Origin of the sequence: Mycetocola sp. (assembly GCF_046716805.1) — a bacterium.
Taxonomy (GTDB): Bacteria; Actinomycetota; Actinomycetes; order Actinomycetales; family Microbacteriaceae; genus Mycetocola_A.
This window is the reverse complement of record NZ_JBKJWH010000144.1, coordinates 15,066-39,143: the sequence shown is the minus strand read 5'-3', so window position 1 is coordinate 39,143 and position 24,078 is coordinate 15,066. Positions and strand designations below refer to the sequence as shown.

Sequence of the window (24,078 nt, the reverse complement as noted above, 5' to 3'; positions counted from 1 at the left end):
GTGCCGACCTCCTGGTCGGCACAGCGCCTTTCTTCAACCCGTTTGAACCGCCTCAACGACCTCGAGGATGGCAGAGCCGTAGCTCGCCCGCTTCTTCTCGCCGATGCCGCTGATGCCGGCGAGGTCGTTCGACGACCGCGGTCGAGCCGTTGCGATCGCCCGCAGCGTCGCGTCGCCGAAGACGATGTAGGCGGGAACTCCCTGCTCCTTCGCTTCGGAAGCACGCCAGGCGCGAAGGGCCTCGAAGAGCTCGGCGTCTGCCGGCGCGAGGTCGGCGACGGCGGCCCGCTTCGCCGCACCGACGGAGGCCCGCCGCTCGGGTTCATTGCGCATCGGCACCGTCAACCCGCCCGACAGCACGTCAGCACTCCCGTCGGTGAGGCCGAGTGTTCCATATTCGCCGCGCGTGGCGAGCAGCCGTTTGGCGAGCAGCTGTCGAACCACTCCTCGCCACTGCTGCTCGGTGAGGTCTGCCCCGATCCCCCATGTGGCGATCGCCTCGTGCGACCACTGGGCGGTCCGCGCCGTGGCCTTGCCGCGGAGGATGTCGATGAGGTGGCCCGCGCCGAACTCCTGGTTGCGTTCGCGCTTCAGCCGGACGATCGTCGACAGCAGCTTCTGCGCAGGAATCGTGCCGTCCCAGACCTCGGGCGGGTCGAGGCAGGTGTCGCAGTTGCCGCACGGTTCAGAGGGCTGGCCGAAATAGCTGAGCAGATTGCGCCGACGGCATTCGACGGTCTCACAGAGCGCGAGCATGGCGTCGAGGTGCGCAGACATGCGCCTGCGGTGGGCGAGGTCGCCCGGGGAATCGTCAATCATCCGCCGCAGCTGGACCACGTCCTGAAGTCCGTAGGCGAGCCAGGCGACGGATGGTTCTCCGTCACGGCCAGCCCGCCCGGTCTCCTGGTAGTAACCTTCGACGCTCTTGGGCAGGTCGATGTGCGCCACGAACCGGACGTCGGGCTTGTCGATCCCCATCCCGAATGCGATGGTCGCAACGATGACGATGCCGTCTTCGCGGAGGAAGCGGGACTGGGTTCTCTGGCGCAGGGACGCGTCGAGGCCGGCATGGTACGGCAGCGCCGAGATACCGTTTGCCTGCAGGTGCGCCGCCGTCTTTTCGACAGTGTTGCGGCTGAGGGCGTAGACGATGCCGGCCTGGCCGGCACCCTCTTTGCGGATGAAGTCGACGAGCTGTTTGCGTGGCTCGTTCTTGGGCACGATCCGGTACTGGATGTTGGGCCGGTCGAAGCTCGCGACGAAGTGCCTGGCCTCCTGCAGGTGCAGACGCTGGGTGATCTCGCGATGGGTGGCATCGGTCGCTGTCGCGGTGAGCGCGATCCGCGGAACGTCTGGCCAGCGCTCGGCCAGCTCGCCGAGGCTGAGGTAGTCGGGGCGGAAGTCGTGACCCCACTGGGAGACGCAGTGGGCCTCGTCGATCGCGAACAGGGCGATGCGGCCGTTGGCGAGGAACCGCTTCGTAGTCTCGGAGCCCAGTCGCTCCGGCGCGACATAGAGAAGGTCGAGCTCGCCGGCGAGGTATGCCCGTTCGACCCTGTCGCGTTCCTCGGGAGACTGCGTTGAGTTGAGGAAGGCTGCGCTCACGCCTACGGCGATGAGGGCGTCCACCTGGTCCTGCATGAGGGCGATCAGCGGCGAGATGACGACGCCGGTTCCCTCGCGCACGATGGACGGAACCTGGTAACACAAGCTTTTCCCGCCGCCGGTCGGCATCAGCACGACCGCATCGCCGCCGGCGACCACCTGGTCGACGATGGCCTCTTGCTCACCGCGGAACGAGTCGAAGCCGAAGACGCGCGAGAGCACCTCGGCCGCAGTGGGGCGGACCGGTGCGAGCGGGTTGGAGAGCGGGGCGGTTGTCACCTGACGAACGATAGCCTGAGCCCCTGACAACCGGCGAATTCCCAACCGGCGAATTGCCTGGTCGGGTCGGCCGGGGAGCGAGCCGCACGTACGCGTGCAGCAGCGCACGCGCGGCTCGCGTCAGAGCGCCGCGGGCGGGTCGTCCGCGTCAGGTGCCGCGTCGCCGTGAGCGGATCGGGTTCGCGACCGAACGACCACCAGCAGCACGATCGCGGCCAGCACGAGAACGCCAAGGCCGATTCCGATCCAGAGGATGCCGGCTGCCGCGGCTGACCTGTCGTCCGTCTCAGCGGCTGGGGCATTCGTCGCCGTGTCCGTCGGTGCCACTGGAGCGGCCTCGGTCTCGTCCGGGGCTGGCGTCTCGGATCCGACAGGCGCTTCGCCACAGGTCGGCGGCGTAGCGAAGCCGCTGCCGAGTTCCTGTCCGTCCGCGGGCTGCCAGGTGAAGGCGATGTCACCGCCGTTGGCAGCGCTCGTGATCGGGTGCCCGTCCGCAGACACCACGCCCCAGGCGATGCTGTACTCGCCTGCTTCACCGAGCTCGACGGGCATGGTGATGCTCGCCCCGTCGACGGTGGCACATCCGTCGCCGTAATACAGCTGTGCGGTGCCTGGGCCGCGTACCTGCAGGAAGGTGGTCGGACTGTCGGGTCCTGAGTCGAGCAGGGCGTCGCTCGTGGTGATCACGAAAGTGCCGGGCTGCTCGGTCACGACCGACCCAGCGGCGGGAGTGGATGAGACGAAAGCGTTGTGGGCTTGCGCCGGAGCAACTCCGACGAGCGCCGCGAGCGCGATCCCGGCGATGCCGCCGAGGCTGATCAGTTCGCGGAGTTTCATGAGGTGGAGCCTTTCGAGGTTGTTGGGGGGTGAGCGACGCGGCGACGGGAAAGAGCGAGCAGCGCGCCGGCGAGAATGCCGACCACGACAGGTCGGGAATGGAAAGAAGCCATCGGAGTGGTCCTGAGAAAGAAGTAGTGATGCGAACGAAAGCAGGCGGGAACGGGCGCAGCAGGCCGCCCGAACCGAAAGCGGAGCAGTCGCGCCCGTGACGGCGGCTAGGCGAAGGAGCGCGAGGGAACGCGAATCGGCGGTCCGCGCCGGTTCGCTGAGAACGGCAGCAACGCCGTCGCTGCCGCGGTTACAGGCAACCAGCCGGGCGCCGGTTCGGGCCGGGTGGCGACCGGCACCGCGCCGACCGCTGAGATGAGCGCACGCAGAACGAGCCCGAGGGTGGCGCTGAAGGCGAGGAACAGCCGTTCACCGTGTTGCAGCGCGGCGATCGTCACCACGGCGGCAGCTGCGTGTCCGAGCCACATCACGACGCCGGCTGATTCGTGGACGTGCGTGGCGGCATCCGCTGCGAGAACGAGCATGCCGTGATGTCCGGCTTGCGTCGCCGTGCCTGCTGAGCTCGGCAGAGCGGTGAAGAGGGTGTGAAATGCGCCCTGGCTGCCGATAACGGCGAGGCTGAGGCGCATGGGGGTAGCGCGGCCGGCGAGGGCGACACAGGCCGCAACGGCAACGACGGATGCCACGGCAAGCGCCACGACGCCCGGCGCCGTGCCGGAGGCGACGCCGTGCGAGAACGACGCCGCGAAGGTCGACACGGCGGCCGCGAGGACACCGCGTGTCACCCGAGTTCGTCGTGCCTGCATCTGTCCTCCTGTACCTTCCACTGTACTTCGGAGCGAACGTCCGGGCCGATCGGTCGACGCCGCTACGCTGAACCCCATGCTCACCGCCATCATCGGACTTACCGGCGCGCTCATTTTCGGAGCGGCCGACTTCCTCGGCGGCTTGGCGTCCAAGCGCATCAGCCCCATCCGCGTGACCGCCCTCGCGGCCGTGGCTGGACTGGTCGGGCTGCTACTGGTTCTTGCCTTCGGGTTCGGCACCTGGTCGACGGAAGCGGTGCTGTGGGGCGCGTTGTCCGGCGTGACGGGAGCCCTGGCCATCTCGCTCCTGTACGCCTGCCTCGCCATCGGGCCGATGAGCATCCTCTCTCCGCTGACCGCTGTCGTCTCCGCGGTCGTACCGATGACGTGGGGCCTGCTCGGCGGCGAGCGCCTGGGCGTCGTCGCTTACCTGGCACTCGGGCTCGCGCTCGTCGCCGTCGTCCTGGTCGGTTTCGTACCGGAAAAGGGAGCGGTGCGGCCCAGCCTCAAGGGAATCCTCATGGCGATTGGCTCCGGCGCGATGATCGGCGCCTTCATGATCCTCATCGACCAGACTCCCGAGGACTCAGGAGTCGTGCCGCTCGTTCTGAACCGGGCGGTCAACGCCGCTCTCATGTTCACCACGGTCGGAGTCCTGTGGCTGGTCGGCCGCAGGGCCGCGAATGTGCGGGTCCCCGAGTCGATGAAGGAGGATGCCGCTCAGGTTCTGCACCAGGCCACCCCTCACGATTCGGCCCCCATCAGCACCGGCTGGAAGCCCGGCCTCGCCCTCGCCGTTGCCTGCGGCGTCGTCGACGCGCTAGCGAACGGACTCCTGCTGATCGGAATCCGCATCGGCGACCTCAGCGTGATGAGCGTGCTGACGGCGATGTATCCGGCAGGCACCATCCTCCTCGCCGCGGTCGTGCTCCGGGAACGAATCGCCCCGGTCCAGTGGGTCGGGCTGGCTCTCGCGCTCGTTGCGGCGGGGATGCTCGCGCTCGCCTGAATCCATGCATGCGAATAAAACCGAGCGGGAGTAGGTTGAAGAAGGTAAGCGACTCGCCGTCGTCGGAACGGAGCAGGCATGACCAACTTCTCTGCAGCACAGGAGCCACGGCTGCTGCGCAATGCCGCCGAAAACCGTTACGAAATCTGGCTGGATGAATCACGCGCCGGTGTTGCCAGCTTCCGCGAGACCGACACTCAGGTGACCTTCATTCACACGATCGTCGACGAGGCCTTCGGCGGCAGGGGCCTCGGCTCGAGCCTGGCCGCGTTCGCGCTGCAGGACACCGTCGACCGTGGCAAACGGATCGTCCCTGTCTGCCCGTTCATCTCCGAATACCTCGAGAGTCACCACGAGTTCGACGAACACATCAACGTGCCGAAGCGGGTGCGGTCGTGACCCGGCTCGACGCCCCCGTAACCGAAAGCAACTGCCACCGGGTCGACCAGGACGGGCCGGCTACCCGCCTGCTGGAGGCGCGCGAGGTGCCGCTTGGCGGCATCCGTGGAATCCTGGTGCATCGCTCGCTGCCTCAGCGCGAGTTGCCGATGGTGGGCGCGTGGTGCTTCCTCGACCGCTTCGATGACGAACGGTCGCACATGCGCGTGCTGCCGCACCCGCACACCGGCTTGCAGACGGTGACCTGGCCGATCGAAGGCAGCATCAGGCACCGCGACAGTGTTGGATCCGATGTAGCGGTGCAGCCAGGCGAACTCAACATCATGACGAGCGGCTACGGCATCTCCCACTCCGAGTTCTCGATCGGTGATGTCGATTCCCCGTTGCGTGGGCTCCAGTTCTGGGTGGCGCTGCCGCAGGAGACGGCGGCCGTCGACCCGTTCTTCGAGCGATACACCGAACTGCCCGTCTACGAAACGGACGGCCTCGCGGCGACGGTTCTCGTCGGCAAGCTCGGGGACGTCGAGTCGGAGGCCACGATCTTCACCCCGCTGATGGGGGCGGATGCCGTCATCGACGCCGGCGCGCAGGTTCCCCTTCCTCTCGATCCCGCTTTCGAGTACGCGGTGATGGTGGTCTCCGGTTCGCTCGATGTCGCCGGGCATCACCTCACCAGCGGGCCGCTTCTTTACCTGGGAATCGGTCGGGAGACCCTCGATGTCGCGAGCACCGAGGGCGCCCGCTTCATCCTGCTCGGCGGGGCTCCGTTCGGCGAGGAACTGATCATGTGGTGGAACTTCGTCGGCCGCAGCCACGACGAGATCGTCGCCGCCCGCGACGACTGGGAGCGTGGAAGCGACCGGTTCGGTCACGTCGACGGCCACGGCGGCGAACGCATCCCCGCTCCCCCGCTGCCCACCGTGCGCCTGACACCGCGCAGGCGTCGCCCCTGAACGCAACACGTCGACACCCGCACTCGCTGCGCCTGACATTTGCTCGAAGATATGTTCTAATACGTACATGCGGTGGGACGGACAGCAACTGGGCACGGAAGAACCGTCGGCGCTGCCGGGGCTCGCGAAACTCAACAACCTCGTGCGCAGTGTGCAGACGCCGGAGTTCGCCGGTGTCACCTTCCACGAGGTGCTCGCCAAGTCGGCCCTGAACAAAGTGCCGAGGCAAACGCAGATGCCGTTCGGTTGGACCATCAACCCGTACCGGGGATGCAGCCATGCGTGTGTCTACTGCTTCGCTCGCCCGACCCACACGTATCTGGATTTCAACGCCGGAGCCGACTTCGACAACCAGGTTGTCGTGAAAATCAACGTGGCCGACGTGCTCGCCAAGGAGCTGGCGAAACCGAGCTGGGGGCAGTTCCCCGTTGCCCTCGGCACCAACACGGACCCGTACCAGCGGGCCGAAGGCCGCTACGCGCTCATGCCCGGGATCATCAAAGCACTCGCGCGGTCGGGCACTCCGCTGTCGATCCTCACCAAGGGCACGCTGCTGCGGCGTGACCTCCCACTGCTGGCCGACGCCGCACAGACCGTGCCGGTCGATCTGGCGATGTCGATCGCGATTTACGACGATGAACTGCAGAAGTCGATCGAGCCGGGCACTCCATCGGCAAAGGCGCGCCTGGCGACGGTCACCGCGGTGCGCGAGGCGGGACTGGACTGCAGCGTCTTCCTGATGCCGATCCTGCCTTACCTCACTGACACGAAGGCGCACCTCGATGAAGCGCTCCGCCGCGTGAAGGAAGCGGGAGGCTCGAGCGTGCTGTTCACCTCGCTGTACCTCAAGCCGGGAGTGAAGCCCTGGTTCATGCACTGGCTGCAGCGGCAGCATCCGGAACTCGTTCCGAAGTACACCGAACTCTACGCTCGCGGGCAGTATGCGCCGAAGGAGTACCGCGCGTGGCTCGCTGCAAGAATTTCTCCGCTCATCCGGGCGCACGGCCTGGAGCGGGGGCGCGAGGACCCGTCGACGGGCGGCATCCGCTCGAAGGCGCTCGGGATGCTCCGCAGCGACGCAGGCGAGCGGGTCACGTTCGCGAGTGACGACGGTTCGAGCGGTGCCCGCATCCTGCCCGCAACGGAACAGCCGATGCTGTTCTGAGCCCGTCCAGCGCCAGCGCGTGGGGCACCCGCCGCGCGTGAACGCGAAAACACCCGCCCCGGACGGGAACATCCGGCAGAGCGGGTGTTTCCGTCAGGAACGGGTGTTCCGGTGAAGCAGGGGGTTAGCGGGTGAGCTTCGCGTTGGTCATGCGACCGGCGATCTCTTCGACGATCTCGTCACCGGGGCGCGCGTTGACGTAGTCGGCCTCGATCTCGGCGCGGCCGAGGAGGTCGGTCATCCGGCGCTGGCGTGCCTTCGGGATGAGCGTGACGACGGTGCCTTCCTTGCCGGCCCGGCCGGTGCGGCCGGAACGGTGCAGGTACGTCTTGTACTCGTCCGGCGCGTCGGCCTGGATGACCAGGGTGATGTCGTCGACGTGGATGCCACGCGCAGCGACGTCAGTCGCGACCAGCACGTTGACCCGCCCGGAGGTGAGCTGCGCGAGGTTGCGGGTACGACGGGCCTGGTTGAGGTCCCCGTGAAGCGACACAGCGCGGATGCCTGCATCCTCCAGCTGGTCGGCAAGCCGCTCAGCATATGCGCGGGTGCGGGAGAAGATCAGGGTCTTCTCGTTGCGGTTCGCGAGTTCCTCGATGAGGCGGTCCTTGTCGCGGTGCTCGACCACGAGGACGCGGTGATCGATCGTCGCTGAGGCCTGGTCTTCACCGGCGACCTCGTGCACGGACGGGTTCGGGAGGAACTCCTTGACGAGCGAGGCAACGCCCTTGTCGAGGGTCGCCGAGAAGAGCAGCTTCTGTCCACCGGGCGCGGTCAGGCGGAGGATCCGCTGGACAGGCTCGAGGAAGCCGAGGTCGCACATGTGGTCAGCCTCGTCGAGGACGGTCACCGTCACCTCGGAGAGGTCGAGTCGACCCTGCTCGATGAGGTCTTCGATGCGTCCAGGGGTGCCGACGATGATGTCGACGCCGCGCTGGAGGGCGCCGACCTGGCGCGCCTGCGGCACACCGCCGTAGATCTGCGTAGTGAACAGGCCGACGCTGCGGGCGATCGGCTGCACGGTGCGGTCGATCTGCAGAGCGAGCTCACGGGTCGGGGCGAGGATGAGGGCGCGGGGCTTACGGCCCATGGCACGCTTCTTGCCTCCGCCGTTTTCCATCAGCTTCTCGACGAGCGGTGCGCCGAAGGCGATGGTCTTGCCCGATCCGGTGCGGCCACGGCCGAGGACATCCCGGCCGGCGATGACGTCCGGGATGGTTGCTGCCTGGATCGGGAACGGGCTCGGTGCACCGAGTTCTGCGAGCGCTGCGACGATGTTGCCGCCGAGTCCGAGGTCGGAGAAGCTCACGCCGACGACGTCGGTTGCGAGGGTCGCCTGTGCCTCGAGCCGTTCGAGCACGACGTCGTCCTCGGGCGTGAAGTTGCCCTTGGCGTCGCGGTTCGGGTAGAAGTTCTTCTCGCCGGCGTCACGACGGGGACGATCGTTGCCGAAGTCCTTGCGAGGTCCGCGGTCGTCGCGGTTGAATGAACCGCGCTCCGGACGGTCGTTGAACGAACGCTGCGGGCGGTCGTCACGGCCGGTCGACGTGCGACCGGTCGACGGACGCTCGATCCGCTCACCACGGGTGAACGTGGGGCGGCCGCTGTTGTACGCGGGGCGTTCGGTGCGCTCAGCGCTCTTATAGGCGGGGCGCTCGGTGCGCTCGCCACGGTTGTACGCGGGACGCTCAGTGCGGTCGGGCCGGTTCTCGCCACGGTTGTACGCGGGACGCTCGTTCCGGTCCGGACGGTTTTCGCCACGGTTGTACGCGGGACGCTCGGTCCGCTCTCCACGGTTGTACGCCGGGCGCTCGTTCCGGTCCGGACGGTTCTCCCCACGGTTGTACGCCGGACGCTCGTTCCGGTCAGGCCGGTTCTCCCCACGGTTGTACGCAGGACGCTCGGAGTTGCGCGCTGCCGGTGCGTCGTAACGCTCGTCGCGCGGGGCGCGCTGTTCGCGCGGCTCATCCGAGTGACGGCGAGCGGCACGCTCGTCGGCGTTCCAGCGAGCCTTCTTGGGGATGTCGCCCTCGACCGGGCGGTAGCCGCGGTGGCCGGCGCTACGGCTTCCGGTTGGGGAGCCCGCCGGGCCGCCGCTCTTGCGGGCGTAGCCGGGCTCGAAGTTCTTGGTGGGTCGTCCGCCAGCTGGTTTTTTGTTCTTGGGCATAGTTCTTTCCGGGTTTTATATATGCATGAATCGCAAGCGCGCGCAGCAAAAACCGCGGCATTCTCATACCCGAGCAGTCGATGGCCGGGACCGTTTCACATCGTGTGAATACGTACGCGTTATCGCGACGTATAACCGGCCCACCAGACTTACAAACCCTTCCGCGGTACATCCCGCGGTGTCCAGAGCCGACCCCGCAACATTACCGTATGGAACGGCCACTGTCACGCGCCCAGCAAATACCGACTCCGATCGTCACGGATTCGCGGCAAATCCCCAGAGTAAGCCCGAACGGGGGTATTATTCAGTTACCCCCGCCTAACCCGGTGGGATCCCGAGTCCCATCTCGGGACGTCTGAACCAATGGAGGTGGAGCTTTGAGCTTCCTCGCGTTTCTTCTTCTCGGCCTGATCGCTGGCGCGATCGCAAAGGCCATCCTTCCTGGCAAACAGGGTGGCGGCTGGTTCATCACACTGCTCCTCGGCGTCGTCGGCGCATTGCTCGGCGGCTGGCTCGGCGGGCTTCTCTTCGGTGTCAACCTCCAGGAGTTCTGGAGCATCCAGACCTGGCTCGTCGCCATCGTCGGTTCCATCATCGTTCTACTGATTTACGGACTGATCACGCGTAACTCCCGCCGGACGGCCTGACACCAGCCGCCCGACACGAACGGATGCCTCCTCGCTGATAGCGGGGAGGCATCCGTCATTAACGACCGCTACTTGTGAATGGCCTCCGAACCCTGGCGAGATGTTGAGATCGCCGGCGAGGTTCGGAAGGGTGGGACGCTTCTATTCGCCAACCGGAAGGAAGCACATGCTCACCCTCACCGAGAACGCAAGCACCATCGTTCGGACCATCACCACCCAGACCGCCGGCTCTGAGGAGAGCGGTCTTCGCATCTCCAGCGCGGCGCCGGAAAGCGCCGACCTCTCGGTGGCTGTCGCCGAGTCCCCCGAACCGCTCGATGAGGTCGTTGAGGTCGCTGGCGCCCGCGTCTTCCTCGAGGAGAACGCGGCTGCCGTCTTGAACGACAAGATTCTCGACGCCCAGGTGGACGAAAAAGGCGCCGTCCGCTTCGCCGTCGGGGACCAGTCCGCACTCGTTTAGGCCCGCTGACTTTCCTTCAGGAGGGCGGCCCTGCAAGCAGCGGGTCGCCCTCCTTTGTCTACTCAGCCACCGATTCGCCGCGACAGTTCTGATGCCGCCGCCGCCACCTCGGCCACAAGCGCCTTCCTCTCCGGAGGATTTTCACTTGAGAACGTCACCGCGATGGACGCCGCCGGCCAGCCAACGTGGTCGAGAACGGCCACAGCCACGGATGCCATTCCCTCGGTGACCTCTCCGTTTTCGGTCGCGAACCCACCGGATGCCACCGTGTCCAGCAGCTCGCGCAACTCCCGGTAGCGCGTGGGACCGCTTCCGGTCCGATCGACGAACGCGGCGGCATCCGGAAACAGCGCCCGCACCTGCTGCCTCGGCAGCCGGGCCAGCATCGCCCGGCCGGATGCCGTCAGGTGCGCGGGCAATCGGACGCCCACATCCGTGACGAGGTGCGGCCTCCGCGGCGCGCGCTCCTCCACGATGTAGAGCACGTCACGACCGTGCAGCACGGCCAGGTGCGCGCTCTCCCCCACCCGGTCGACGAGATCGGCGAGCAGCGGATGACCGAGCCGGCTCAGCGGCTGCTGCCGCGCGAAACCGCCGGACAGTTCGAACGCAGCGACGCCCAGTCCGTACCGCCTCGCCTCAGGCAGGTGCACCACGAATCCACGCTCCTGCAGCACCCGGAGCAGGTGGTAGATCGTCGAGCGGGGCAAGTCCAGCGACGACGCGATGGACGCGGCCGCGACCGGACCTCGCTGGGCGGCGAGGTGACTGAGGATGCGCAGCGTCGCATCCGCCGCCGGGACTTTCGAGTCGGGCATGGGCGCCTCCTGTTCGCAACGTCGGAGAATTCCGCCAGTTCTGCGGATGTAGGTGCTGAACACCCCGAATCGGGCCGAATCTCCGCAGTTCGAAACCGGCCCTGCGGCAACGGCCGGCACTTAGTTTGTCTGGGATTCCAGACTGATCCGAGTGTACGGCCGTTGTCGCCGAACCGCCGCGGTGGTCGAATCAAAGCATGAGCACTCTGTCTTCCGCGACGCGAACCGGTCGAGCCTCCGCGACACCGGAAGGAACCGTTTCCCTGGGAGCCGGACCCGCCTCGTTCGACGATGTCGTCCACGTCGCCCGCTTCGACGCGAGGGTCGATCTCGAACCGCGAGCCTTGGAGGCCGTCGCGGCAACCCGCCGCGTCATCGACGGCCTCGCTGCCGACCCGGCCGGCCACTACGGCATCTCGACCGGATTCGGCGCGCTTGCCACCACGTACATCGATCCCGATCGGCGCACCCAGCTGCAGCGCAGCCTCATCCGCTCCCATGCCGCAGGCTCCGGCGCCGAGGTCGAACGGGAGGTCGTCCGCGCACTCATGTTCCTCCGGCTGTCCACCCTGATGACCGGGCGAACCGGAGTCCGCGTCGACACGGTGAAGGCGTATGCCGCGCTGCTCAATGCGGGAATCACGCCCGTCGTTCGAGAGTACGGGTCGCTCGGCTGCTCCGGGGACCTCGCGCCGCTCGCCTCATGCGCGCTTGCGGTGATGGGTGAAGGGCAGGTGCGGGATGCCGCCGGGACGCTCCTCGACGCCGCCGATGCCCTGAACCGTGCGGGAATCCAGCCGGTCGAACTCGCCGAGAAGGAGGGCCTCGCGCTCATCAACGGAACGGATGGAATGCTCGGCATGCTCGTCCTCGCCCTCGCCGATCTCCGTACGCTGTTGCAGACAGCCGACATCGCCGCCGCTATGAGTGTCGAGGCACTCCTCGGGACGGATGCCGTCTTCGCGGCCGACCTGCACGCGCTGCGACCACAGCTGGGCCAGGGGGATTCCGCCGCCAACCTGCGCGCGCTCCTGACCGGCTCCGCCATCGTGGCATCCCATGCCGGCCCGGAGTGCACCACCGTGCAGGACGCGTACTCCCTCCGCTGCAGCCCGCAGGTGCACGGCGCCGCCCGCGACACAGCCGCCCACGCGGCCCTCGTCGCCGGCCGGGAACTGGCCAGCGCCATCGACAATCCCGTCGTCACGCTCGACGGCCGGGTCGAGTCGAACGGCAACTTCCACGGCGCCCCGATCGGTTACGTCCTCGACTTCCTGGCCATCGCCGCCGCCGACGTCGCATCGATGTCCGAGCGCCGAACGGACCGGCACCTGGATGTCGCCCGCAACAAGGGGCTTCCGCCCTTCCTGGCTCACGAGTTCGGCGTCGATTCCGGGCTGATGATCGCGCAATACACGGCGGCGGGCATCGTGTCGGAGCTGAAACGGCTGGCGATGCCGGCATCCGTCGATTCGATCCCGTCCTCCGCGATGCAGGAGGACCATGTGTCGATGGGCTGGGCCGCGGCGCGAAAATTGCGCCGCTCGATCGACGGCCTCTCCCGGGTGCTCGCCATTGAGGTGATGACGGCGGCGCGGTCGCTCGACCTCCGCGCTCCTCTGCAACCGGCGCCAGCAACGACGGCGGTTCGTGACCTCGTCCGCACCGTCGTCGCCGGGCGGGGCGCCGACCGGCACCTCGCGCCCGAGATCGAGGCGGTGTACGAGCTGGTGCGCACGAACGCGATAACGGATGCCGCGGCATCCGTCACGAAAGGACTGACATGATCGAGGCACGCACCGTCCGAGCCGCCCGCGGCTCGACCCTGACCGCGAAGAGCTGGCAGACCGAGGGTCCGCTGCGGATGCTGATGAACAACCTGGATCCGGACGTCGCCGAACGGCCGGAGGATCTGGTGGTGTACGGCGGCACCGGCAAGGCCGCCCGCAACTGGGAAGCGTTCGACGCGATCGTGCGCACCCTCGAATCCCTCGAGTCGGATGAGACGCTCCTGGTGCAGTCCGGCAAGCCGGTCGGCGTGTTCCGCACGCACGAGTGGGCGCCGCGGGTGCTCATTGCGAACTCGAACCTCGTCGGGGACTGGGCCACCTGGCCGGAGTTCCGGCGGCTCGAAGCGCTCGGCCTCACGATGTATGGGCAGATGACCGCCGGCTCGTGGATCTATATCGGTACCCAGGGCATCCTGCAGGGCACCTATGAGACCTTCGCCGCAGTGGCCGCGAAACGGTTCGGCGGCAGCCTGGCCGGCACCCTCACCCTCACCGCCGGAGCGGGCGGGATGGGCGGAGCGCAGCCGCTCGCCGTCACCATGAACGACGGCGTCGTGCTGATCGTCGACGTCGACGTCACCCGGCTCGAGCGGCGGGTCGACCACGGCTACCTCGACGAACTCGCTCCCTCACTCGACGACGCGGTCGGGCGGGTGCTCGCCGCGAAGAAATCCCGCATCCCGCTCTCGGTCGGCGTCGTCGGCAACGCCGCCACGGTGTTTCCTGAGCTGCTGCGGCGCGGCGTGCCGATCGATATCGTCACCGACCAGACCAGCGCCCACGACCCGCTGTCCTACCTGCCCGAGGGAGTGTCCGTCGACGAGTGGCACGCCCTCGCCGCGCACGACCCGGCCGGGTTCACCGAGCACGCCCGCACCTCGATGGCGAAGCACGTCGACGCGATGGTCGGCTTTCAGGACGCCGGAGCCGAGGTCTTCGACTACGGCAACTCGATCCGTGCCGAGGCTCGGCTTGGCGGCTGTCAGCGGGCGTTCGATTTTCCCGGGTTCGTGCCCGCCTACATCCGCCCGCTGTTCGCCGAGGGTAAGGGGCCGTTCCGGTGGGCCGCGCTCTCCGGCGACCCGGCGGACATCGCCGCCACCGACCGGGCGATCCTCGAGCTCTTCCCGAACGACGAACACCTGCACCGCTGGATCACGAAGGCGCAGGAGAAGGTGCGGTTCGAGGGTCTGCCCGCCCGAATCTGCTGGCTCGGCTACCAGGAACGGCACCTCGCCGGGCTGCGATTCAACGCGATGGTCGCATCGGGTGAGTTGAGCGCCCCGATCGTGATCGGCCGTGACCACCTCGACTCCGGTTCGGTCGCCTCCCCGTATCGGGAGACCGAGGGGATGGCTGACGGCTCCGATGCCATCGCCGACTGGCCGCTGCTCAACGCGCTGCTGAACACGGCATCCGGCGCCACCTGGGTGTCGATCCACCACGGCGGTGGTGTCGGCATCGGCCGCTCGATCCATGCCGGGCAGGTGATCGTCGCGGACGGCAGCCCGCTCGCCGCCGAGAAGATCGCCCGGGTGCTCGTCAACGACCCGGGCAGCGGAGTCATGCGTCACGTCGACGCCGGCTACGAGCGGGCCGCCGAAGTGGCCCGCGAGCGCGGGCTCAGAGTGCCGCTCTGGGAATCATGACTCACCTTCTCACCAACATCGGCCAGCTCGTCACCAACGACCCCGAGCGCGACGGCCTCCTGGGCCTCGTCGAGGACGCCGCCGTCGTTCTCGAGGATGGCCGCATCGCCTGGGTCGGGGCGGCGGCGGATGCTCCGGCGGCGGATTCCCGAACGGATGCCGGCGGCACAGCGATCCTCCCCGGTTACGTTGACAGCCACACCCATCTCGTGTTCGGCGGCGACCGGGCCGCCGAGTTCGAGGCGCGGATGGAAGGTCGACCGTACTCGGCAGGAGGCATCCGCAGCACCGTTTCTGCCACGCGCGACGCGACCGACGCCGGGTTGCGGGCGCGGCTCGCTGGGTTCGTCGCCGAGCTGCAGTCGCAGGGTACGACGACGATGGAGACCAAGAGCGGATACGGGCTCAGCGTCGCCGACGAACAACGCCTTGTGCGCCTCGCCGCCGAGGTGACGCCGGAGGTCACGTTCCTCGGCGCTCATGTGGTGCCCGCCGAGTTCGCCGACCGGGCCGACGAGTACGTCGATCTCGTCACCGGACCGATGCTCGATGCCTGCGCGCCGTTCGCCCGGTGGATCGACGTGTTCTGCGAGACGGGGGCGTTCACCGTCGACCAGTCCCGCCGGGTGCTGGAGGCCGGAGCGGCGCGCGGGCTCGGCATCCGGGTGCACGCCAACCAGCTCGGGGCAGGCGACGGCGTCCGGCTGGCCGTGGCCATCGGCGCGGCGAGCGTCGATCACTGCACGTACCTGAGCGACGACGACGTGGCGGTCCTCGCGGCATCCGACACCGTCTGCACCCTGTTGCCCGGCGTGGAGTTCTCGACCCGGCAGCCATACCCGGATGCCCGCCGGCTGATCGACGCGGGCGTCACCGTGGCGCTGGCGAGCGACTGCAACCCGGGTTCGAGCTTCACGTCGTCGATGGCGTTCTGCATCGCCGTCGCGGTGCGCGACATGGGGATGACTCCGGCTGAAGCCGTGTGGGCCGCGACGGCGGGAGGAGCGGCAGCGCTGCGGCGCGCGGATGTGGGGCGGATCGTGCCAGGCGCACGGGCCGACCTGCTGCAGCTGCGGGCGCCGTTGATCGTGCACCTCGCCTACCGGCCGGGTGTTCCGCTCGTGAATCGGGTGTGGAAGGACGGCGCGCTCATCGCCGTCTGAGCGGCGCACGGGCGGCCTGCGCGGGTTGTTTCGCCCGGCGCCGATGAAAGCGCACCCGCGCCCGGCGAAAACAGCCGCGCAACGGCGCCGGACGGCGGCGCGTGCGCAACCGGTCAGCGCGACGCGAGTCCCGCCGCCACCTCGAGCACGCAGAGGGCTGCCAGCCGCACCGTCCGCCCGTCCGGGGCGTCCATGAGCGCATCGACCTCGGTGATGTCGACAGAACGCACCCGCGGATCGGCTCCTGCAGCCCGGGCCGCGGCCCGCAACTCGTGGGCGGCGATGCCACCGGGAACGGATGCCGGGCAGGCCGGCGCCACCGACCGGTCACACACGTCCACATCGAGGTCGACGTGGATCGGGCCGCCGCCGGCCCCCGCGACCTCCAGCGCCTCAGCCATCACATCGGCCATCGGGCGCGAGTGGAGGACGTCCCGCGCGATCACCGTGATGCCCAGGTCGCGGGCCCGTTCGGTGTAGGCCCGGGAGTTCGCGAAGTCAGCGATCCCGACCTGCACGATGCGGCGGCCGTCGAGCCCCGCCTCGACCAGCCGCCGCACCGGGGATCCATTCGAGGTGCCGTCGCGGAGATCGTGGTGGGCGTCAAGCGTGATCAGCCCGGCCCGGGCCACCTCACTCCCCCACGCCCCGAGCGCCGCGGGAACCGTCGCGGCGTTGTCGCCACCGAGCGCGACGGTCACGGCAGCGCGCCGCACGGCATCCGCGATCAACGCCTGGGCAACCGGTTCGCCGTCCGGTCCGTCAGGTTCGACGGCATCCCCGAGATCGGCGAACGCGAGATTGTCGACGTTCCGCCCGCCGACGGATGCCGCGAACGGAGCGTACCGGCGCAACGCCGCCCGCACCGCGGCTGGAGTCGCGTGGGCGGAGGTGGGTGACAGTGACGTCCGCCAGGTGGGGATGCCGACGAGCGCAAGGTCGATCGGACCGGCCACATCGCGCGGCCAGTCCCCCGCTCGTGGCCAGAGCGGGTCGGACGGGAGCGCAGGAGTCGGCATGGGGGAACGTTAGCAAGCCGGCGGTGCGGGGCGACAGAGCTGGAAGGTTTGCGGGTACCCCTCAGGGTCGGCACCGCCTCCGCCGACGTGCGGGAGGGTACAGGGACGATCTGAAGGCGGTCGTCGCCGGGAACGCGTCGATGTGGCTGGGTGAGGTCGAGCTCGGCGTCGAAGCCCTGCCCGGTCCGAGCCAACGTCAGCTCACCGTCCGTCCGGGTCTGCCTCCCCCACTCCGGACCGCCTCGACCGGAGGTGCTCGGACAAACGGAGAGGAGGCCCTATGCTGCGTGCATGGATTCAACGGTGCAGTCGGTCGATCGGCGAACTCTCGCAACATACGCGATCGGCTCCCTCGGCACCGGAGGGTTCGCGACACTTCCCGGCCTTGTCCTTCTCTACTTCCTCACCGACACGCTCGGAGTCACCGCCCTCGCCGCCGGACTCGTCCTCGCTGCGGCGAAAATCTGGGATGTCCTGATCGATCCGGTGATCGGCAACCGGAGCGACCACAGTCTCGCCACCACCGGGTCCCGTCGACGGTACATGCTTATCGGCAGCGTCGCGCTGCCGCTGTTCTTCTTCCTCACGTTCGCCGTCCCAGCCGGACTCGGCCCGATCGCATCCGCCGGCTGGGTGTTCGTGGCGTTCCTCTGCAGCGCCACCGCCTTCAGCCTGTTCCAGGTGCCGTACATCGCCCTGCCCGCCGAACTGGCCACCGGATACGACGACCGCATCCGCCTGCTGACCTGGCGTGTGGTGGTGCTCACCCTCGCCATCCTGCTGTTCGGCGCCGGCGGCCCACTGCTGCGCGGGCTCGGCGACGATCCGCGAATCGGCTACCTCATCATGGCGGGTGTCGCCGGGCTTGTTCTCGGTGCAGGGATGCTCGTGACATCATCCGTCGCGCCGAAGGACGAGCCGATCGCACGCCGCTCGCCTGCCCTCTCCCCGGCCGCCGGTTATCGTTCCGCCCTCGACACGCTGCGCCGAAGCTCGCCGTTCCGCGCCCTGCTGGGGACCTTCGTGCTGCAGGGGCTCGCGACCGGGATGATGCTCGCCGGCGCGCAGTACGTCGCGACCTGGGTTCTGCGCTCGGAGGATGCGGTCACCCCGCTCTTCGTTGCACTCATCGCGCCGGCGCTGCTCCTCGCTCCGGTGTGGGGCCGCTTCGCCCGCCGGGTCGGCAAGGAGCGTGCCTTCGCACTCGCCAGCAGCCTGTTCGGGGTCGCTGCCCTCGCGCTGCTGGGCCTGCTGTGGGCACCGGGTATGTGGGTCTACGCGCCGGTGGCGCTCGCCGGCGCCGCCTACGCCGGAATGCAGTCCCTGCCGATGGCCATGCTTCCCGACGTGATCTCCCACGACGCCCGTACGAACGGCGAAGGCCATGCCGGCAGCTTCAGCGGCGTCTGGACCGCAGGCGAAACCGCCGGGATGGCGTTCGGCGCCACAGTGCTCTCCGTGATCCTGGCCGTCACCGGGTACACCGAACGGGTCGCCGGTCAGTCGGTCGAACAATCGTCGTCCGCGATTGTGGGCATCGTTCTGAGCTTCAGCGTGGTGCCAGCACTCCTGCTCCTCGCGAGTCTCTTCACCCTGCGCCGGTACCGCCTCAGGAAGGTCGACATCGACGTGGCGACGGCCCCCGCCGGGCGTCAGAGGTAACACGGTGACATCCGCTCTCTCGGGCCGTTCCGCAGAGATCCTGGCCGCACTCACCCGGCTGCGCGAAGCGGACGCGCCCACCCACGGCGGCCACGTGCTGTCGTACGTCTACGACTCCGGTCTCGCCGAGCTCGACGAGCTTGCTGCCGAGGCGATCCGCATCATGCAGCCCGTGAACGGCCTCGATCCGACGGCCTTTCCGTCGGTCGCGGCGATGGAACGGGATCTCGTCCGGTTCGCCAGGCGGATGCTGCACGGAGACGACGACGTGGTCGGCACGGTCACATCAGGCGGTACGGAGAGTTGCCTCCTCGCGGTGAAGACGGCGAGGGATGTCTGGCGCTCAGCGGGTGGCTCGGGAACGCCCCGGCTGGTCGCGCCAGTGACGGCCCACGCGGCGTTCTCGAAAGCGGCGCACCGGAGCGGCTGCTGATCGAGCTGCTGGCCGGGCTCGTCGACCCGTAGCCGCACCAATTCACCCAGTCCGGACCGGTACACCCGGCGCACCGCATGAACCCGTCCGCAACGGGTGAAGTCGCGCCACAGGGAGCGGATGCCGTACCGGCGCCCCGTCCGGGACGGGTGAAGTCGTGCGGGTGCGGGGCTACCCGACAGCGGCTCCCCGCGCCGCCCGGCGGGCGATCCGCCGATCGCGGGCACCCTCGACGAGGTTGTACAGCGTCGGCAGCACAATCAGAGTGAGGAACGTCGACGACACCAGCCCGCCGATCACGACGATCGCGAGCGGCTGCGAGATGAACCCGCCGTGGCCCGTGATGCCGAGCGCCATCGGCACGAGGGCGAAGATCGTGGCGAGCGCCGTCATCAGGATCGGCCGCAACCGTCGGCTCGCCCCGTGCCGCACCGCGTCGGCGACGGCCATTCCTCGGTCGCGGTACTGGTTCACGAGGTCGACGAGGACGATGGCGTTGGTCACCACGATGCCGATGAGCATGAGCACACCGATGAGGGATGCCACGCCGAGCGGCACCCCGGTCAGCACCTGCAGGCCGATGGCACCAGTGGCAGCGAACGGCACAGACACGAGCAGAAGTAACGGCTGTCGCAGCGAGCGGAAGGTCGCAACCATCACCACGTAGACGATGAGGATCGCGGCGAGCATGGCGAGTCCGAGCTGCTGGAACGCCGTCGACTGATCCGCTGTGACGCCGCCGAGTGTGGCTGTGGCGCCACCGGACAGGTCGAGCGCGTCGACGGCAGCGGTCACCTCGGCACTCGCGGTGCCGATGTTGTCGCTCGACGGTGTGATGGCGACGGTCGCCGACCGCTGCCCGCGAACCGTAGTGATCGACGAGGGTCCGTCGACCTCTCCCACTGTCGCGAGCGAGTCGAGCCGCACCGGGCCGAGCACCGTCGGAACGGTCATCGAGGCGAGTTCACCGATTGAGGCCGGCGGGTTCTCGCCGGCGAGGTAGATGCTCACCGTTGTCTCGTCGATCACCACGGTGCCGATCGTCGACGGCTGCATGGCGGCCGACACGATGCTGCCGAGGGCGACCTCGGAGTATCCGGCCTCCGCGGCTTTCAACCGGTCGACCTGGACCGCGACGTACGGCCGTGAGTCGCTCAGGTTGTCGGTGACCTGGCGCATACCGGGGAGGTCCGCGGCGGCATCCGTCACCGCATCCGTCGCCTCACGCAGGGTCTGCTGGTTGGGCGCCGTGATATCGACCTCGATGTCGCTCGAGGCCCCGAATCCACCGGATGCCGCGACCTCGATTTCGCCCGCACCGTCGAGATCGTCGAGTTCGGTCCGCACCCGCGACTGGAGTGCTTCCTGGTCTGCGTCCTCGTTCGTGGTGATCGAGTAGGTGATGCTGCCGGCACCGCCCCCGGTGAAAGCGTCGCGGAGCGAGCTCCCCGATGAACCGATCGACAGTTGCACGTTCTCGATGTCGTCGATGTCGCGGAGGGCGTCCTCGACGAGCGTCGCTGCGGCATCCTGCGCCTCGAGGCTCGACCCGACCGGCAGTGTCTGTGAGACGGTCATGGTGTTCTGGCCCGAGTCGCCGAGGAAGTTCGTTTTCATGAAGGGAACGAGGGCGACGGTGCCGCCGAGCACGAGCACGGCGAGGAGGATGGTCACGACCGAGTGCTTGAGCGTCCAGTTGAGCAGAGGCAGGTAACCCTTCTGCAGCCGGGTGGGGTGGTCGAGTTCGTCCTCGTTCCCGTGATCGCCGTTCCTGCGGCCCCTGCGGGTCCCGGCCGCCAGGGCGGGGGACGCAGGCGTCGCGGGGGCAACCGCGGTTTGCGATTCATCGACGAGCACCGTCGTTGCGGCCGGCGCGGCTTCGACGCCGGTGCCGTCGGAGGCCGCCTCACGCCGCGGCGGCGCGAGGAGGTACCGGGCGTCGACGATCACCGGGGAGGCGAACACCCCGGCGGGGAGGCGGCGCTCCTCTCGCTCGGCGTGGGCGGGGGCGACAGCCGCCAGAACGGCGGCCTCCTCCGCCTCGGCGGAGGCAGCGGCTCGAGCGGCTTTTCTCGCAGCCGAAGGCGACACCTTCTGCGGTTTCGCGGTTGCCGCCTTCTCTTCTTTGGCCCGGAGGAACCAGTAGGCGAGCACGGGAACGATCGTCAGAGAGACGAGAAGCGACGCGAGCAGCGCGATCGTGACGGTGAGCGCGAACGGTCGGAAGAGCTCCCCGGTCATGTCTCCGACGAAGGCCAGCGGCAGGAACACGGCAACGGTGGTGATCGTCGACGCGGTGATCGCCCCGGCCACCTCCCGCACGGCGGTGAGGATGGAGAAGGCGCGGCCGTCGGCACTGCGGTCCCGCGCTGCCGCCATGTGCCGTTTGATGTTTTCGATCACGACGATCGAGTCGTCGACGACGCGCCCGATCGCGATGGTCAGCGCGCCGAGGGTGAGGATGTTGAGCGTGTACCCGGTGGCCTGCAGACCGATGAATGTGATGAGCACCGATGTCGGGATGGAGATCGCGGTGACGAGTGTGGCCCTCAGGTCGAGCAGGAAGATGAGGATGATCAGCACGGCGAACGCGAGCCCGAGCAGCCCCTCCGTGGCGAGTGCCTCGATCGACTCCTCGATGTACGGCGCCTGGTCGAACACGATCGTCAGGTCCACGTCGGACCCGAGGGCCTCTTCGAGTTCGGGCAGGAGCGCGCGGACACCCTTGGACACATCGACGGTGTTCGCCGCGGGAACCTTGGTGACCGCGATGGTGAGCGCGGGCTCGCCATCGACACGAGAGATGCTCGTCACGGGGTTGTCGGTGAGTTCGACGGATGCCACGTCGCCGAGCGTGAGGACGGCGCCCGGAGTCTGACTCACGAGCGGCAGCCCGGCGATGTTCTCGACCGAACCGAGCTTCGACCCGGTCTGCACCGCGAAGGTGGCGTCGTCCTCGGTGATCTCTCCGGCGGGCTGGAGGACACCGTTCTGCTGAAGGGTTTGGCCGATGGCGGCGGTCGTGAGTCCCGCTCCCTGCAGTCCGGCGGCATCCGGGGTGATGGTCACGCGCTGGCCGACGTTCCCGATGACGGCGGCCTCGCGCACGCCGTCCACGTCCTCGATGTCGGGAACCGCTGTTCGGCTCAGTGCTTCAGACAGGGCGTCGGTGTCGCCGCCGGTCGCTGCGAGCTGGATGACCGGAAGGTCGTCGAGGCTGCCCGAGAGTACCTGGGTGTCGAGATCGGCGGGGAGCCGCGACTTGATCCGGTTGATCGCCTGGTTGATCTTCTGTTCCGCGGTCGCCAGATCGGTTCCATAGGTGAACGTGGCCGAGATGAGGCTGAGGTTCGTTGTCGATGTCGCCGCCGTCGACTCAAGCCCTGCGACCCCCTGGATGGCCGTCTCGATGGGCGTGGAGACGTCGTCATTGACCACCTCGGGCGCCGCGCCGGGGTAGTTGGTGATGATCGCCAACTGCGGGAACTGCACGCTTGGCGCGAGTTCCTGCTTGAGGCTCGTCAGCGCGATGCCGCCGAACACGGCCGCCACGATCGTGATGAGCGCGATGAGCGCCCGGTTTTTCATGCTCAGAACGGCGAGGGCGTGCACGGTACTCCTGAAGTCCAGCGAAGGGTGCCGCGATCGCGACGAGGGGCGGTCTTTAGGCCGCTCACCAGTGAAATTCTGTCACAGTACCCGAGCCGCTCCGCCCGGATAATCCAATGGACTCGATCACACCACTTCGGCGAGCAGGGCGGCGTCCGGCACCGGGGCCCGCATGATCGACTGCCACGCGACGGAAAGGGCGTCGAGAGCGCGCTCGGTGTCAGCGAGCGGGTACGTGATCGGGATGCGGAGGAACCGTTCGAACGCGCCGTCGATACCGAACCGGGGACCGGCAGCAATGAGGAGCCCCTGGCTGCGGGCGGCGAGGACCAGCTGCGAGCTCACCGGCGCACCAAGGCCGGCCCAGATCGCCAGGCCGCCGCTCACATGGGGAACTTCCCAGTGAGGGAGCCGGTCGGCGAGGACCCGCTCGACGAGATCACGAGTGGCCGCGAGCTGGTGGCGACGCCCGCGAAGGATGTCTGGCATCGTCGGCACTAACTCGAGCACGGTGAGTTGCTCGAGGATCGGGGTGCCGAGGTCACCGACGCTGCGGGCGGCGACGAGTTTGCGGATCACCCCGCGGTCGGCCCGGATCCAGCCGATCCGAAGCCCTCCCCACACCGTCTTGCCGACGGAACCCACGGTGAGGATGCTTGCGCCGGCGTCGTCCGAGGCGGCGAACGGCACGAACGGCGTACCCCGGTCGATGTCGAGCTCAGCGGTGGTCTCGTCGATGACGAGCACCGTGCCCTGCCGCGCCGCCGCCCGGCACACTCGTCGACGAGCCTCGACCGACATCGTCGCGCCGGTCGGATTGTGGAAGTCAGGCATCAGATAGGCGATCGTGGGTGAGGACTGGTCGATGGCCTGCTCGAGGTTCTCGGTGTTCCAGCCGTCTTCGGCGGTGACGACGACAGGCACCAGTCGAGCACCGGCTGCCCGGAGCGCGTCCTGAGCATGCGGGTAGGTCGGGTGCTCGATCACCGCCCGGTCGCCACGGGAAAGATGCGTCCGGGCGATCAGTCCGATGGCGTGCTGCGCCCCGAGGGTGATCAGTATCTCGTCCGGCGAGGTGGGCAGACCGGCGTCGATGTACCGGTCGGCGATGGCAGATCGCAGCTCAGGCAGTCCGACCGTGTCGTAGTCGAAGGCGTCGAGGTAGTGCGGAAGCCGGAGGGCAGCGCGCTGGGCGGCATCCGCGAGTTGTGGGGCTGCGGGCAGGGCGGCCTTGCTGAAGTCGAGGTACCCGAGCGGGCTCGACGGGACCGGGCCAGGCCGGACCCCGGGGAGTTGCGCGATGCTCCCTGAACCTCGGATGCTTTCGAGGAAGTCGCTGTCTCGGAGTTCACGGTAGGCGGCCGTCACTGTGGTGCGGCTGACGTCGAGGCGCTCCGCGAGGTCGCGCTCGGCGGGCAGCCGGGTATCGGCCGGTATCCGCCCGTCGAGGATGAGCAGGCGGATGCGATCCGCAAGGGAACGATAGGCGGCATCGGCAGTGCGCCAGCGCCCGAGCAGCGCGGCGAGAGCCCGCGCGGTGATGTGGACCTCAGACATGAGGCCACTCTAGGCAGATTGGCCTCTTGATGTAAGGCC

General features: G+C 68.3%; 18 protein-coding genes and 1 pseudogene. 11 read left to right on the top strand and 8 right to left on the bottom strand.

The window, feature by feature from the left end; genetic code table 11:
- Positions 1-33: 33 nt before the first annotated feature.
- The 3 genes from recQ to ACLQ62_RS11295 all read right to left on the bottom strand — a co-directional run bounded on the left by recQ (position 34) and on the right by ACLQ62_RS11295 (position 3,539).
- Positions 34-1,884, bottom strand: coding sequence for a DNA helicase RecQ (gene recQ / locus ACLQ62_RS11305; protein ID WP_411721736.1), 1,851 nt, complete (start codon positions 1,882-1,884; stop codon positions 34-36).
- Between the two features lie 120 nt (positions 1,885-2,004).
- The gene (locus ACLQ62_RS11300; RefSeq protein WP_411721735.1) at positions 2,005-2,721 is read right to left on the bottom strand and encodes a copper resistance protein CopC; all 717 of its coding nucleotides are present in this window, start codon (positions 2,719-2,721) and stop codon (positions 2,005-2,007) included.
- 218 nt (positions 2,722-2,939) lie between these two features.
- On the bottom strand, positions 2,940-3,539 hold the full coding sequence (locus tag ACLQ62_RS11295) for a hypothetical protein (protein WP_411721734.1): 600 nt from the start codon (positions 3,537-3,539) through the stop codon (positions 2,940-2,942).
- A gap of 76 nt (positions 3,540-3,615) precedes the next feature.
- Here ACLQ62_RS11295 and ACLQ62_RS11290 point away from each other — a divergent pair, with 76 nt between their 5' ends.
- From ACLQ62_RS11290 to ACLQ62_RS11275, 4 genes are all read left to right on the top strand, one after another.
- A complete protein-coding gene (locus tag ACLQ62_RS11290) occupies positions 3,616-4,548 on the top strand; it encodes an EamA family transporter (protein ID WP_411721733.1) in 933 nt (310 codons plus the stop codon).
- A 78-nt stretch (positions 4,549-4,626) separates the two neighbouring features.
- A complete protein-coding gene (locus ACLQ62_RS11285) occupies positions 4,627-4,947 on the top strand; it encodes a GNAT family N-acetyltransferase (RefSeq protein ID WP_411721732.1) in 321 nt (106 codons plus the stop codon).
- Positions 4,944-5,900 carry a pirin family protein gene (locus ACLQ62_RS11280; RefSeq protein WP_411721731.1) on the top strand — a complete coding sequence of 319 codons (957 nt, stop codon included), beginning with the start codon at positions 4,944-4,946 and terminating at the stop codon, positions 5,898-5,900. Before ACLQ62_RS11285 ends, ACLQ62_RS11280 begins: the two co-directional genes overlap by 4 nt.
- Positions 5,901-5,967: 67 nt before the next feature.
- The gene (locus ACLQ62_RS11275; protein WP_411721730.1) at positions 5,968-7,065 is read left to right on the top strand and encodes an Rv2578c family radical SAM protein; all 1,098 of its coding nucleotides are present in this window, start codon (positions 5,968-5,970) and stop codon (positions 7,063-7,065) included.
- A gap of 124 nt (positions 7,066-7,189) precedes the next feature.
- On the opposite strand, the gene ACLQ62_RS11270 is transcribed toward ACLQ62_RS11275, so the two are convergent.
- Positions 7,190-9,232: a DEAD/DEAH box helicase gene (locus tag ACLQ62_RS11270; RefSeq protein ID WP_411721729.1), complete on the bottom strand. Its 2,043-nt coding sequence runs from the start codon at positions 9,230-9,232 to the stop codon at positions 7,190-7,192.
- Positions 9,233-9,609: 377 nt separating this feature from the next.
- Here ACLQ62_RS11270 and ACLQ62_RS11265 point away from each other — a divergent pair, with 377 nt between their 5' ends.
- Both ACLQ62_RS11265 and ACLQ62_RS11260 read left to right on the top strand, forming a co-directional pair.
- On the top strand, positions 9,610-9,879 hold the full coding sequence (locus ACLQ62_RS11265; RefSeq protein WP_411721728.1) for a GlsB/YeaQ/YmgE family stress response membrane protein: 270 nt from the start codon (positions 9,610-9,612) through the stop codon (positions 9,877-9,879).
- A 166-nt stretch (positions 9,880-10,045) separates the two neighbouring features.
- Complete coding sequence (locus ACLQ62_RS11260; protein WP_411721727.1) at positions 10,046-10,339, top strand: Fe-S cluster assembly protein HesB; 294 nt, start codon at positions 10,046-10,048, stop codon at positions 10,337-10,339.
- Positions 10,340-10,401: 62 nt separating this feature from the next.
- Here ACLQ62_RS11260 and ACLQ62_RS11255 read toward each other — a convergent pair whose 3' ends face one another.
- Positions 10,402-11,157, bottom strand: coding sequence for an IclR family transcriptional regulator (locus ACLQ62_RS11255; protein WP_411721726.1), 756 nt, complete (start codon positions 11,155-11,157; stop codon positions 10,402-10,404).
- A 197-nt stretch (positions 11,158-11,354) separates the two neighbouring features.
- Between ACLQ62_RS11255 and hutH the strand changes: the two genes are divergently transcribed.
- From hutH to hutI, 3 genes are read left to right on the top strand one after another with little or no spacing between them, the layout of a single operon-like run.
- Positions 11,355-12,944, top strand: coding sequence for a histidine ammonia-lyase (gene hutH, locus ACLQ62_RS11250; protein WP_411721725.1), 1,590 nt, complete (start codon positions 11,355-11,357; stop codon positions 12,942-12,944).
- A complete protein-coding gene (gene hutU, locus ACLQ62_RS11245; protein ID WP_411721724.1) occupies positions 12,941-14,596 on the top strand; it encodes a urocanate hydratase in 1,656 nt (551 codons plus the stop codon). Before hutH ends, hutU begins: the two co-directional genes overlap by 4 nt.
- Positions 14,593-15,759, top strand: a complete 1,167-nt coding sequence (hutI, locus tag ACLQ62_RS11240) for an imidazolonepropionase (RefSeq protein WP_411721723.1) — start codon at positions 14,593-14,595, stop codon at positions 15,757-15,759. The genes hutU and hutI overlap by 4 nt, the downstream gene beginning before the upstream one ends.
- A 113-nt stretch (positions 15,760-15,872) precedes the next feature.
- Here hutI and ACLQ62_RS11235 read toward each other — a convergent pair whose 3' ends face one another.
- Positions 15,873-16,778 (bottom strand): arginase family protein, encoded by a 906-nt coding sequence (locus ACLQ62_RS11235; RefSeq protein WP_411721722.1) that lies wholly within the window; start codon positions 16,776-16,778, stop codon positions 15,873-15,875.
- Positions 16,779-17,069: 291 nt separating this feature from the next.
- On the opposite strand from ACLQ62_RS11235, the gene ACLQ62_RS11230 reads away from it, so the two are divergent.
- Both ACLQ62_RS11230 and ACLQ62_RS11225 read left to right on the top strand, forming a co-directional pair.
- Complete coding sequence (locus ACLQ62_RS11230; RefSeq protein WP_411721721.1) at positions 17,070-18,440, top strand: MFS transporter; 1,371 nt, start codon at positions 17,070-17,072, stop codon at positions 18,438-18,440.
- 4 nt (positions 18,441-18,444) lie between these two features.
- A pseudogene (locus ACLQ62_RS11225) lies at positions 18,445-18,855 on the top strand (aspartate aminotransferase family protein); the annotation flags it as partial.
- 189 nt (positions 18,856-19,044) lie between these two features.
- On the opposite strand, the gene ACLQ62_RS11220 reads toward ACLQ62_RS11225, so the two are convergent.
- The gene (locus ACLQ62_RS11220) at positions 19,045-22,485 is read right to left on the bottom strand and encodes an efflux RND transporter permease subunit (RefSeq protein ID WP_411721720.1); all 3,441 of its coding nucleotides are present in this window, start codon (positions 22,483-22,485) and stop codon (positions 19,045-19,047) included.
- A gap of 123 nt (positions 22,486-22,608) precedes the next feature.
- The gene (locus ACLQ62_RS11215; protein ID WP_411721719.1) at positions 22,609-24,039 is read right to left on the bottom strand and encodes a PLP-dependent aminotransferase family protein; all 1,431 of its coding nucleotides are present in this window, start codon (positions 24,037-24,039) and stop codon (positions 22,609-22,611) included.
- Between the last annotated feature and the right edge of the window lie 39 nt (positions 24,040-24,078).